General features: G+C 48.5%; 7 protein-coding genes. 3 read left to right on the top strand and 4 right to left on the bottom strand.

Annotated elements, in window-relative coordinates:
• Window positions 1-388: 388 nt before the first annotated feature.
• The 3 genes from asnB to SPSYN_RS08030 form a co-directional block, all read right to left on the bottom strand.
• A complete protein-coding gene (asnB, locus tag SPSYN_RS08040) occupies window positions 389-2,233 on the bottom strand; it encodes an asparagine synthase (glutamine-hydrolyzing) (protein ID WP_161821942.1) in 1,845 nt (614 codons plus the stop codon).
• Window positions 2,234-2,392: 159 nt separating this feature from the next.
• A complete protein-coding gene (locus SPSYN_RS08035) occupies window positions 2,393-2,731 on the bottom strand; it encodes a P-II family nitrogen regulator (RefSeq protein ID WP_161821941.1) in 339 nt (112 codons plus the stop codon).
• Between the two features lie 49 nt (window positions 2,732-2,780).
• Window positions 2,781-4,067, bottom strand: a complete 1,287-nt coding sequence (locus SPSYN_RS08030) for an ammonium transporter (RefSeq protein WP_161821940.1) — start codon at window positions 4,065-4,067, stop codon at window positions 2,781-2,783.
• Window positions 4,068-4,636: 569 nt separating this feature from the next.
• Between SPSYN_RS08030 and SPSYN_RS08025 the strand changes: the two genes are divergently transcribed.
• A complete protein-coding gene (locus tag SPSYN_RS08025) occupies window positions 4,637-5,716 on the top strand; it encodes a carbamoyl phosphate synthase small subunit (protein ID WP_161821939.1) in 1,080 nt (359 codons plus the stop codon).
• Entirely contained in the window at window positions 5,717-9,757 is a 4,041-nt protein-coding gene (gene carB / locus SPSYN_RS08020) for a carbamoyl-phosphate synthase large subunit (RefSeq protein ID WP_161821938.1), read from the top strand.
• 42 nt (window positions 9,758-9,799) lie between these two features.
• Here the strand turns inward: carB and SPSYN_RS08015 are convergent, their stop codons facing one another.
• Complete coding sequence (locus SPSYN_RS08015) at window positions 9,800-11,428, bottom strand: NAD+ synthase (protein WP_161821937.1); 1,629 nt, start codon at window positions 11,426-11,428, stop codon at window positions 9,800-9,802.
• Between the two features lie 483 nt (window positions 11,429-11,911).
• On the opposite strand from SPSYN_RS08015, the gene SPSYN_RS08010 reads away from it, so the two are divergent.
• Window positions 11,912-13,237 carry an ammonium transporter gene (locus SPSYN_RS08010; RefSeq protein ID WP_161821936.1) on the top strand — a complete coding sequence of 442 codons (1,326 nt, stop codon included), beginning with the start codon at window positions 11,912-11,914 and terminating at the stop codon, window positions 13,235-13,237.
• Window positions 13,238-13,352 lie beyond the last annotated feature (115 nt).

Here is a 13,352-nt window from a genome sequence, read left to right as displayed (position 1 = left end):
AAAATTTAAACAGACGAAGCCAGAAGAGAAGCCATAACTGGAGCAATTTCCCGAAACTACTGGTTAAATACCGGTTACCCAAGCCCAAAATATACGTTAATATCTATGAACTAAGGAAAAGTATCGGCTACATAATGTAAATGGCAGTGTGAAGAGCCGGATGCGGGAAAGCTGCACGTCCGGTTCTGTGAGGGGTGCGTGACCAATTAAATCATGGGGCAAATATTGTGACACTCCCAGAGGAAACGGGGAGAAACCGGGAAAACAAAGTGTCCCCTAAAGTTTAAGAGGTGCGCATCTACTCGACTTCTGATCCTATGGAAAGTGCCACAATGTTGTAACCTCCAGGGTATAACATTGTGGCACTTTTGTGTTTATTTTATTTTATTTAATTTACTTGTACGTGGTACTCTCTCAGCCAGGTATCTACCTGAATTAAATAAGCAAAATACTGTGCATCGGTCATCAGCTGGCCGTAAAAAGGCAGTTTAAAAAATGAGCCGGTGGATTGGATCATGCGGCGGACATTATCCGGGTTAATCAGCGGCAGCAGTGGCGATGAGGTGTCCTCCAGTATTTCCGTGGTCACTCTCCGCACTGCCTCCAGGTAAGCAGGGTGATGAGATTTGGGATAAGGACTTTTACGCCGGTTGAGTACATCCTCGGGCAGCAAGCCGGCCACTGCCCGGCGTAGTATACCCTTTTCCATGTTGCCGTAATTTTTCATAGTCCAGGGTATGTTCCAGGCGTACTCTACCAGGCGATGGTCACAGAAAGGGACGCGCACTTCAAGACCTACGGCCATGCTCATCCGGTCTTTGCGGTCCAGCAAGGTAGCCATAAACCAGTTTATGGTTAGATACATAAGTTCCCGTAGATGAGCTTCACCGGGATCTTCGCCCGGCAGGCGGGGCATATCGGCCAGGGTTTCCTGATAACGCCGGCTTACGTACTCTTCGGGGTGCAGCAGGTCAATTATTTCCGGGTTCAGCATGTGCACGCGCTCAGCCAGTCCCCGCAGCCATGGAAAGGTGCCTTCAGCCGCAGCCTGGGGATTGTGGAACCAGGGGTAGCCGCCGAATATTTCATCGGCGCATTCACCCGACAGGGCAACGGTGGCCAATTGCTTAATGGCGCGGGAAAAAAGATACAACGAGGCGTCCACGTCGGCCATGCCGGGCAAATCCCGGGCCCGCACAGCGGCTGCCAGTGCATCCACCAGCTCAGGGGTGTCAAGGATAATCTCGTGATGCTCGGTTCCCAGGTCTTTTGATACACGCTGTATCCACCGGGCATCGCTATTTGGCTGGAACAGGTCGGGTTGGAAATACCGGTCATTATCTTGAAAGTCAACAGACCAGGTATGCAGCTGTTCTGCACCGGCCTGCTTACGGGCACCTGCGGCCACCGCCGTGATGGCGCTGGAATCCAGCCCGCCCGATAATAAAGTGCAAACAGGCACATCGGCCACCAACTGGCGAGTAACGGCATCGCAGAAAAGATCGCGCACTTTGGCCGTGGTGGTGTTCAAGTCGTCTTCGTGTGGCCTGCTATACAGCTGCCAGTATCGCTTAATTTGCAGACCGCTGCGGTTATACACCAGGCTGTGTCCGGGCTTGAGCTCGGCTACGTTACGAAATACACCGTGACCCGGTGTGCGTCCCGGGCCCATGATTAACACTTCCGCCAGCCCATCGGCATCCACTACAGGCTGTACCGCCGGGTGAGCCAGCAACGATTTTAATTCGGAGCCAAACAGCAGAGCGCTGTCCCGCTGGGTATAAAACAGCGGTTTAACACCCAGACGGTCCCGGGCTAAAAACAAACTCTGTTCTTGTTCGCTCCAGATAGCCAGGGCGTAGATGCCGTTTAACCGCTGTAAGCAATTCTCGCCCCACTCAATGTACGATAACAGCAGCACTTCGGTATCCGAATGCCCGCTAAAGGAGTGCCCGCGGGACATTAATTCCAGCCTTAGTTCCAGGGTATTGTACAGCTCACCGTTATATACCATTACATATAGATGCTCCCCGCGCCGGCGAAGCATGGGCTGACCACCACCCGCCGGGTCAACCACCACCAACCGGCGATGGCCCAGGGCAGCGTGTTTGGAAAACCATGTATTGCCTGCATCGGGACCGCGGTGGAACTGTATTTCGTTCATGGCTTCCAGTATAGAGTGGTGCCGGGTTAGATCTTCATCCCAGTCAATCCAGCCTGTAATTCCGCACATTATACTATCCCTCCCATAATGATGAAAATCAACGTACAGCATGGCCAAAAAAAAATGTAGCTCACCAAAAAGGTGGGCTACATTGCCGTGAAAAGTAGCTGCGCTGTTGCATCTACTTGAACCTTACTGCTCTAGAATATGCAGTAAGGCGGCAAATGGCTACAGAGCGGCATCGCCTTTTTCACCGGTGCGAATGCGGATTGCGTCGTCGAGCTTGGTAATAAATATTTTACCGTCACCAATTTCTCCGGTTCTGGCCGCCTGGATAATTAATTTTATCGCCTCATCTTTGTCCTTATCGGAGGCGACGATTTCAATTTTTACCTTGGGCAGCAGGTTAATGCTGTATTCCGTGCCCCGGTAGACTTCCTTTCGGCCTTTTTGCAGCCCGCAGCCCATCACCTGAGCTACGGTCATACCTTTGATCCCGTGTTTTGACAAGCTGTCTTTAATATCCTCAAGTACCCCCGGCCTGACTATAGCTTCAATTTTTACCATTGTAACATCTTTCCTTTCAGGTTATATTTATACCAAATAAACGAACAGATCAATTAAATGTGTAAGCTCTTTCACTGTGCTCGTTAACATCCAACCCCGTTGCCTCGGCTTCATCATCAACGCGCAGCCTGGTAACGGTACCAACGGCCATCAGAATGAGAAACGTCATCACCGAAGCAAAAACTACTGTGGTAACTACACTGAAAGCTTGAATAGCAAACTGTGCAACGTTACCGTAGAAGAGTCCTTCAGCACCTTCGGCCACGGAGAACAGACCGGTAGCCAGGGCTCCCCATATACCGCCGGCACCGTGGATGCCAAACACGTCCAGGGAGTCATCGTAACCCATTCTGACTTTGACGTAGCTGACTGTGAAGTAGCAAAGTGCGCCGCTCACAAGTCCGATAGCCAGTGAGCCCATTGGATTTACGAAAGCACAGGCCGGTGTAATGGCCACTAGTCCGGCAATAGCACCTGAGGCCGCGCCCAGCATAGTGGGCTTACCATGCCGCAGCCACTCCACCAGTACCCAGGACATTAAGGCTGCACCGGTGGCCACTTGTGTGTTTAAAAAAACACTAACTGCCAGGCCATTGGCAGCCAGGGCGCTGCCTGAGTTAAAGCCAAACCAGCCAAACCAGAGCAGTGCCGCACCCAAAACCACGCAAGGTATATTGTGCGGTACCATCGGCTCCGTACCGTACCCCTTGCGCCTGCCCAGTACAAGGGCCGCCACCAGGGCCGAGACACCGGATGAAATGTGCACCACGGTACCGCCGGCAAAGTCAAGGGCCCCTAGCTGCATCAGCCAGCCACCGCCCCACACCCAATGGCAAATCGGGTCATAAACCAGGGTGGTCCATAGCATTAAAAACAGCACAAAGGCGGGAAAACGCATTCGTTCTACAATGGCTCCTGTAATCAGTGCCGGGGTAAGTATGGCAAACATCATTTGAAAAACTACGAACAGCCGGTGCGGAATGGTTCCGATTGGCTCCAGGCCTACACCTTTTAACCCCAGGTAACTCAAGTCGCCGGTAAACTTACCAATATCGGTCCCAAAAGCCAGGCTGTAACCATAGATAAGCCACAGAATTGTTACAACGCCCAGGCAGATAAAGGACATCATCAAGGTGTTCAGCACGTTTTTCTGCCGTACCATACCGCCGTAAAACAAGGATATTCCGGGTATCATCAGAAATACCAGAGCTGTTGAAATAATAACCCAGGCTGTGTCGCCTGTATCGATGCCCTCTTCAACAGCCCAGGCGAACACCGGGCAAAGAAAGAGCATCATTACCACCAATAATGTGATTATGCCCAATCTCTTTTTCATCGACTTTACCTCCCAATCATTTAAAACATAATCATTCACCAATACATTGCCAATACACTCCACCCCCCCTTAATTAAAAACAAAAAGGACGCTTATTAGAGCATAATTGCTCCAAGTAAGCGTCCTTGCTTCCAATAAAAGGAACTTGCGGTTCCAATAGGCCACTTTGCCTATACTACCCGGCATTGGGTTAGAACCTGTGTTAAAATAAAAAATGCCTTTTGAGGCTAAGTTTATAACCTCAAAAGGCGTCGTTGCCTGTTTTTTTAAAAATATGTTTAACCGATCTTTTGCAAATTATAGATCAGCTAATTAGACAATGTCAATATTAATTTACATAAAAATTTTTCAATTATTCCTTGCTCGTTTATTTCATCAAATGTATAATTACTTTGACTGAACTGGCCGGGTCACCAAATGTTCACGGTATAAACAAAATACAAGGAATTTGTTCCTGTCGAGCAAAGGCGCTCTTAAAACCGGGTTTTATCCAGGTTTTAAGTGCGTTTTTTTGTTTTACCGGTAAGATAATAAGTTGCCGCAGGCAGCGGGAATATGGAGGAACAGGTATGCACCAAAGTGGCTATATTGTACTGGAAAATGGGCGAATTTTTAAAGGGAAGTATTTTGGGGCAACCGGGGAGGTCGTCGGCGAAATTGTTTTTACCACCGGGATGACCGGTTATCTGGAAACTTTAACTGATCCCAGCTATTATGGGCAGATTGTGGTTCAGACGTTTCCGTTAATAGGAAACTATGGTATTATTCCCTCCGATTTTGAAAGCTCTTCTCCCAAATTAAAAGCTTATATTGTCCGAGAGTGGTGTCAAGTTCCATCCAACTTCCGCAGTGAGGGTGAGCTTGATACTTTTTTAAAGACGCACAATATTGTTGGGGTTTGCGGAATTGATACACGTGAGCTGACCAAGATCATCAGAGAGGTTGGGGTGATGAACGCCAAGATTGCCACAACACCGGATGCTCTGGATAAAGTACTGGCAGAAATTAAAAACTATCGCATTATCGATGCTGTGCAATCAGTAAGTACAAAGGAGATTTCGATAGCTAAAGGGGTTCCGACAGGCCACAAAGTGGTCTTGTGGGATTTCGGGGCTAAAGAAAATATTCGCCGGGAGTTGCTGAAGCGTGGATGCGAGGTTATTACCGTGCCGGCGGATACCACCGCACAAGAAATTTTGGATTTAACGCCGGATGGGGTTATACTTTCCAACGGACCCGGTGATCCGGCCGACAATAAAGAGATTATTGTGGAGCTTGCAAAGCTGTCTCAATCAGGGGTGCCGATCTTTGGGATTTGCCTGGGGCATCAGTTGCTGGCCCTGGCGCAGGGAGCAGAAACGGTTAAACTTAAATACGGGCATCGAGGTGCCAACCAGCCTGTCAAAGATTTAAAAACGGGCAGGGTTTATATAACCAGCCAGAATCATGGCTACGCTGTTGTTCCCGATAGCTTACCTGCCCACGCTCATTTAAGTCATCTGAATGCCAATGATGGTACCTGCGAAGGAATTGCATATCAAAATATGCCTGCTTTCTCAACCCAGTTTCATCCTGAGGCTGCAGCAGGACCCTTGGATACCGGATTCTTATTCGATCAATTTATTGACTTGGTGAGGAGAGTGAAATAAATGCCGCTAAACCGGGACATTAAGAAGGTTCTTGTCATTGGGTCGGGACCAATCGTTATCGGGCAGGCTGCGGAATTTGATTATGCAGGCACGCAAGCGTGCCGCGCGCTTAAAGAAGAAGGTCTAGAAGTAGTATTGGTAAACTCAAACCCTGCTACCATTATGACCGACAACGCTATGGCCGACCAAATTTATATCGAGCCTCTGACGGTGGAAACTGTTAAAAGGATCATTATTAAAGAATGTCCTGATAGCGTTTTAGCAACGCTGGGGGGACAAACGGGGCTTACCCTTGCCATGCAGTTGGCCAGAGAGGGGTTTTTGGAAAAACACGGTGTGCGGTTATTGGGAGCTAATCCTGCGACCATTGATCAAGCAGAAGACAGGAAAATGTTCAAGGATACGATGTTGTCCATTGGCGAGCCGGTTATCCCCTCACAGGTCGTTTACGATGTACCTGCGGCACTCGCCTTTGCCCAGGAGATAGCTTATCCGGTTATTGTTCGACCGGCTTTTACGCTGGGCGGCACCGGCGGAGGTATTGCCAATAACGAAGAGGAACTTCGCGTCATTGCCGCTGCCGGGTTACGGCTTTCTCCTATCACGCAGATATTGGTTGAAAAGTGCATTTCCGGTTGGAAAGAGATTGAGTTTGAGGTAATGCGTGACCATGCCGGTAATGTGATCACGGTTTGCAGCATGGAGAACTTTGACCCGGTTGGTGTGCATACGGGTGACAGCATTGTCATTGCTCCAGCGGTGACACTCTCCGATAAGGAGTACCAAATGCTGCGCTCGGCTTCGCTAAATATTATCACTGCGCTGGGTGTCGAGGGCGGCTGCAATTGCCAGTTTGCCCTTAATCCCCATAGTTTTGAGTATGCAGTTATTGAGGTTAACCCCAGGGTGTCCCGCTCTTCAGCTCTTGCTTCAAAGGCGACGGGGTATCCAATAGCGAAGGTAGCTGCCAAAATCGCCATTGGTTTTACACTTGATGAGATTCAGAATGCTGTGACAGGCAAGACCTGCGCCTGTTTTGAACCGGCTCTTGATTATGTGGTGGTAAAACTCCCCAAGTGGCCGTTTGATAAATTTGTATATGCCCGGCGCACGCTTGGTACGCAGATGAAAGCAACGGGGGAAGTTATGGCCATCGGTACGAGCTTTGAGCAGGCCATCATGAAGGCGGTGCGCGGGGCTGAGATTTCCCTCGACAGTCTAAACCTGACCAAGCTAAAGGAACTGACCGATACGCAAATTGAGCAGCTGCTCGCTAGGTGTGACGATGAACGACTCTTTGTAATATTTGAAGCATTGAAACGGGGCATATCCTGTGCGTTAATTCATGAAGTAACCAAGATTGACCCGTGGTTTTTGCATAAGCTTGCTCATCTTACGGTGCTGGAAACGGAACTGCAAGGTGGGAATTTGACCCGGGAACTGTATCAAAGGGCGAAAACGCTGGGCTATCCGGATAAAGTCATTGAGAGGCTTTCCGGCAGCAAGATTGAGCAACCGCTCGTCGCTTCGTTTAAAATGGTGGATACCTGTGCCGCTGAATTTGCAGCTGAGACACCTTATTTCTATTCTACCTATGACCAGGTCAATGAAGCCAAACAGTTTATCTCAGCCAGGAATACCGGAAAGAAAACAATTATTGTTTTTGGTTCCGGGCCTATCCGCATCGGCCAGGGCATTGAGTTTGACTATGCATCGGTGCACTGCGTTTGGGCTTTGAAAAAAGCCGGTTATGAGGTCGTTATTGTTAATAACAACCCGGAAACGGTATCAACCGACTTTGATACGGCCGACCGGTTATATTTTGAACCTCTGACGGAAGAGGACGTGCTGAATGTCATCCAAACCGAGAGGCCTTACGGGGTAGTAGTTGCTTTTGGCGGGCAAACGGCTATTAAGCTGACCAAGTTTCTTGAAGCGCAGGGAGTTAGGATCCTTGGTACTTCAGCCGACAGTATCGATGCTGCTGAAGACAGAGAACGCTTTGATGCTTTGTTGGAGCGCTTATCGATTAAACGCCCGCAGGGTTATACTGTTATGAACAGGGAAGAGGCGATACAAGCAGCCAGAAAGCTCGAATACCCTGTACTGATGCGCCCGTCCTATGTGCTCGGCGGGCAAAATATGATTATTGCCTTTAGTGATGAAGATATTCTCGAATATATGGATATCATCCTCGCACACAATATTGAGAATCCGGTCTTAATCGATAAATACCTTTCCGGTATTGAAATCGAGGTCGATGCTATCTGTGACGGCAAGGATATCCTCATCCCGGGCATCATGGAGCATATTGAACGGGCCGGCATCCATTCCGGCGATTCGATTGCGGTTTATCCCGCCTGGAATCTCGGCGGCGAATTGATCGAACGAGTTATTGCCTATACGGAGAAGCTTGCGCTGGCTTTAGACACGCACGGTTTGATCAACATTCAGTATGTCATCCATAACAGTGAAATTTATGTAATTGAAGTCAATCCCCGCTCTTCACGTACGATTCCTTATATTAGTAAAGTAACCGGCGTACCGATGGTGGAACTTGCGACCAGGGCGATATTGGGTGAGAGCTTGAAGGATATGGGTTATGGTACGGGACTTTTTAAAACACCACCTTATATCGCAGTAAAAGTACCTGTCTTTTCCTTTGAAAAACTGACCGATGTAGATGTGCATTTGGGGCCGGAGATGAAGTCAACGGGTGAAGTTTTAGGCATTGGCAAATCTCTCGATGAAGCACTGTACAAGGGGTTGGTGGCTGCCGGTTATAAGATGGTTAAGCAAGGCGGGGTGCTGATTACAATACGTGACCGTGACAAACCGGAGATTGTTGACATTGCGAGAAAATATGCAGATATGGGTTTTCACTTATACGCAACGCATGGTACGGCGAAGATTATCGAGGAAGCCGGACTGGATGTGATTCCTGTGAACAAGATTCACGAAGCAGAGGACAATATTATAACACTCTTGGAAAGCGGTAAGGTAAATTATATTATTTCGACATCGACCAGGGGCCGCATACCCAAGCTGGACAGCGTAAAAATTCGCCGCAAAGCGGTGGAGGCGTCAATTCCTTGCTTGACCTCGCTGGATACCGCCAATGCGCTGGCCGGCAGCCTCAAGAGTAGATATTCCGAGCAAAGCACCGAGTTAGTTGATATAAACCATATGAGGAGTGAGCCCCTACAGCTAAAATTCACGAAAATGCAGAGCTGCGGCAATGATTACATTTATTTTAACTGTTTTGACCAGAACGTTGATAGTCCTGAATCCTTGAGTGTGCATTTGTCGGACAGGAATTATGGCATTGGTGGTAATGGGGTTGTGCTGATATTGCCTTCGGAAAGAGCCGAGGCCAAAATGCGGATGTTTAACCTGGATGGCAGTGAAGGTAAAATGAGCGGTAACGCTATTGCCTGCATTGGAAAATATCTTTACGACAATCACATGACGGATAAAGATGAAATAACCATTGAAACTGTAAGCGGAATTAGAAAACTTAAGCTTTATATGCAAAACGGCAAGGTTGATTCTGTGTGTGTGGATATGGGTAATGCAGAGCTTGAACCCAAATATATCCCTGTTAATTTACCTGGACATGAGATAATAAATGTGCCGGTAGCAATTGATGACAGGCATTACCACATAACTTGTGTTTCTATGGGGAACCCGCATTGTGTAGTGTTTTGCGACAGTCTGGAACGTGTAAAAATTGAAGTGGAAGGTCCGGCCTTTGAATACTCAGATTTGTTTCCTGAACGAGTCAACGCAGAATTTGTGAAAGTAATTAATAAAAATACAATTAAAATGAGAGTCTGGGAGCGGGGCAGCGGTGAAACATTAGCCGCCGGTACCAGCGCGTGTGCGGCTGCGGTTGCGGCGGTACTCAATGGTTACTGCAAAAAGGAAGAATATATCACGGTGAAACTAAAAGGCGGAGATCTTTTCGTTAAATACACCGACGACACGGTTTATATGACCGGGAAGGTCAAGAAGGTGTTTGAAGGCCTAATAGAAATATAGTAAATCAGCAAGTGACCTTGGCGGGTTAGGCCAAGGTCTTCATTATTTTATATGCCAGTGCTGGGCAACAGGCATGCGGCGTCCCGGTCCGAAGGCCCTGGAGGTTACCCGTAACCCGGGAGGGGCCTGCTGGCGTTTATATTCGGCAGTATCCACCCGGCGCGTTATATCTAGAACCAGTCCACGGTTAAAACCCATAGCGACAATTTCATCAATGGGTTTAATATCCTCAATATAGGCTTTGAGAATTTGATCCAGCACCTCGTAGGGAGGCAGGCTGTCCTCATCTTTTTGGTCGGGCCTCAATTCGGCGGAGGGCGGTTTGCTGATTACGTTCCGGGGGATAACCTCCTTTTCCCGGTTTATATATTCAGCCAGCCGGTAAACCATTACCTTGGGCACATCCGCGAGGACGCTTAATCCCCCGGCCATGTCTCCGTATATTGTACTGTAGCCCATAGCCATCTCCGACTTGTTGCCTGTAGTCAGAACCATCTGACCTTCGCGGTTGGAGATAAACATGAGTATATTGCCTCTGATGCGGGCCTGAATGTTTTCTTCCGCCAGATCCATAATGGGGCGGCCTTCCGGGTTGAAAAGTTCAGTGTAAGCCTTAAAGATATTATCAATATGTAGCTGGCGGTATTTGATACCAAGATTTTCGGCCAGTAAATAGGCGTCGTCCTTACTCCCCTCGGAAGAGTAGCGGGATGGCATGGATACGCCCACCACGTTGTCCGTACCCAGGGCTGCGGCGGCAATGGCCGCGGTTACCGATGAATCTATACCTCCGCTCAAACCCACCAGCGCCCGGCCAAAACCATTTTTAAACAGGTAGTCCCGGGTACCCAACAGGAGCGCCTCGTAAATCCAGCCAATATCCTCCTGTCCGGTTTCATTGAATTCACCTTTACTTAATTCACCGGTATTAATCAACGCAAAATCCTCGGTGAATTTATTTAATCGCTGGCAAAGGGAACCTGCTTTATTAACGACCACGCTGGACCCGTCAAATATCAGGTGGTCATTGCCTCCAACCTGGTTGACATAAACCATATTCACTTGGTATTTGGCGGCAAGTTTGCCGAGCATGCCGGTACGCAGGGCATATTTGCCATAGTGATAAGGTGAGGCGGACAAATTGATGATGATCTCGGCGCCCTGATGTACAAGTTCTTCCAGGGGATCAATAGCATACCGTTGCCTGTTCCAGCAATCTTTATCGTTCCAGATGTCCTCGCAAATGGTTACACCCAGCCGGCGGCCTTTAAAAACAATACATTTTCTTACTTCGGCAGGTTCGAAATATCTTTTTTCATCAAAGACATCATAAACAGGCAGCAAACTCTTATATTGCACGTCACGCAATTTCCCCTGATACATTAGCGCTGCCGCGTTATAAAGCCCCTTGTTGCCCCGCATGGGCACGCCTAAGATAACGCCGGTATCACCAACGGCACGACAGATATCCTGCAGCTTAATTTCAACGGCATCGAGGAACTGTTTGTTCAACAGCAGGTCCTGTGCCGGGTAGCCGGTTATAGCCAATTCCGGAAAAACTACCAGATCACTCCGTGCTGCGCCGGCTTTGTTGATATACTCCAATATTTTGCCGGTGTTGTACTCCAAATCACCCACCACCGGGTTTATCTGGGCCAATGCAATGAGCATATCGATCACTCCCGTTTAATGGTTTTTTTAAATAAAAATGCCCGGCATTCATAAAAAGAGAATGCCGGGCACCATTGCCTTGCTCAAGTCTTCATTGACCTGTGAAGTTTCATTATATTAAGATTATATTACAAACAAGACTGGTTGCGAAGATAGATATTTAATTTGCAATAACTTATTTAAATATTTATCTAACTATTGCTAAATTCGAACATAAAACATATAATGTAATAAAAATGATACAAGGTTGTATCAAAAACCGACCAAGGAAGGTCCTGATTGCCGTGTTTTATACGGGTTAGGGCTTTTTTTAATGCTTTTTCACTTTCACACTAAGGTATACACGGCATGACGGTTAGTCTGGTTTTGGGTGCGGCGCACAAAATGGGTTTCTAATATCCCATCGATGGGTTTTTCAGGGCAAGGACGCTCGTGTTGGTTAATAACACAGGTGTCCTAATTTATTTTATGGGAGTGTGAATTATGGAACTGGGAATTAAGGATTTAGCTGCCGGTATCGATACTGTCTGGGTGTTACTCTGCGCGGCACTGGTTTTCTTTATGGAAGCCGGGTTCGCTTTTTTGGAAGCCGGGTTCATCAGAGCTAAAAATTCGCTGAATATTGTAATGAAGGTATTTACCGATACCACTGTGGGGATGCTGGGTTTCTGGGCTATCGGGTTTGGGGTGATGTACGGCATTAATATCGCGGGAATTTTTGGGGGCAGTGGTTTTTTCCTGGGCGGCAACCTGGAGCATATTGACCTGCGTGTGCCCATTTATGCATACTGGCTGTTTCAGGCTGCATTTGCCGTGGCCGTGGCTTCAATTATTTCGGGTGCTGTAGCTGAGCGTATGAAGTTCAGTCCTTATATTGTTTTCACTTTAATCTGCACGGCTTTAATTTACCCTGTGGCAGGACATTGGGTTTGGGGTTCCGGAGGCTGGCTGAGCGAGCTGGGCATGCTGGATTTTGCCGGTTCAGCGGCAGTGCACGCCGTGGGCGGCTGGGCGGCGCTGGCTGCGGTACTGGTACTGGGGCCGCGTCGTGATAAATACAACAAGGATGGCAGTTTAAATGTCCTGCCGGCCCACAATATGCACCTGGCTTTCCTGGGTACATTTATCTTATGGTTCGGCTGGTTTGGCTTTAATCCGGGCAGTTCACTTTCCGGGCTCGATCTTAATATTGCTCGTATAGCGCTTACCACTAACCTGGCAGCAGCAGCCGGCGGTACCGCCGGGATATTGTTTACTATGCGGCGTTATGGCAAGGCTGATCCCAGTATGGCTGCCAACGGTGCTCTGGCCGGTCTGGCGGCTATTACAGCGGGTACGGCTTATGTAGGCCCGGGCAGCGCGGTTATTATTGGCGCTGTGGCAGGTATGCTGGTGGTTTTGGCGGTGGAATTTTTTGACCGTATCAGGGCTGATGACCCGGTTGGCGCAATTGCGGTACACGGGGTAGGGGGCACCTGGGGCGCTTTGGCGGTGGGGCTCTTTGCCCAGCAGGGCGGGCTTTTATTTGGCGGCGGCACCCACCAGTTGTTGGTGCAGGCTCTTGGGGTGTTGAGCGTGTCCCTCTGGTCCTTCGGAGCAACGTTTGTTGCGTTTTCTCTGCTCAAGGCAGCGGTAGGAATCCGCGTATCGGGAGATGAGGAGTTTGAGGGTATGGACCTTAATGAACACGGTATTGCTGCTTATACCGGTTTGGCTACCGATTCTCTGAAAGGTATTGGGTATGGCGCCGGCCAGGGAACTGATCAAATAGCGATTAAACTTACCGGTACGGTGCAAGCAGGCAAGTAAGTAAATTCCAGTATATTCCTCCGAGCTCATTGGCAATCACTTCCTAAACAATGAATAAACAAATCCCCTGCGGGGATTAATAGTAACAATTATCAGGCAAACTAAAGAGCAATTA

It is taken from the genome of Sporotomaculum syntrophicum (assembly GCF_009932395.1).
In the GTDB taxonomy this organism is placed as follows: domain Bacteria; phylum Bacillota; class Desulfotomaculia; order Desulfotomaculales; family Desulfallaceae; genus Sporotomaculum; species Sporotomaculum syntrophicum.
This window is presented reverse-complemented; position numbering and strand designations above follow the sequence as displayed.

Coding starts and splice junctions, on each gene's coding strand:
- asnB (WP_161821942.1), bottom strand. CDS start 2,233: ATGTGCGGAATTACAGGCTGGATTGACTGGGATGAAGATCTAACCCGG.
- SPSYN_RS08035 (WP_161821941.1), bottom strand. CDS start 2,731: ATGGTAAAAATTGAAGCTATAGTCAGGCCGGGGGTACTTGAGGATATT.
- SPSYN_RS08030 (WP_161821940.1), bottom strand. CDS start 4,067: ATGAAAAAGAGATTGGGCATAATCACATTATTGGTGGTAATGATGCTC.
- SPSYN_RS08025 (WP_161821939.1), top strand. CDS start 4,637: ATGCACCAAAGTGGCTATATTGTACTGGAAAATGGGCGAATTTTTAAA.
- carB (WP_161821938.1), top strand. CDS start 5,717: ATGCCGCTAAACCGGGACATTAAGAAGGTTCTTGTCATTGGGTCGGGA.
- SPSYN_RS08015 (WP_161821937.1), bottom strand. CDS start 11,428: ATGCTCATTGCATTGGCCCAGATAAACCCGGTGGTGGGTGATTTGGAG.
- SPSYN_RS08010 (WP_161821936.1), top strand. CDS start 11,912: ATGGAACTGGGAATTAAGGATTTAGCTGCCGGTATCGATACTGTCTGG.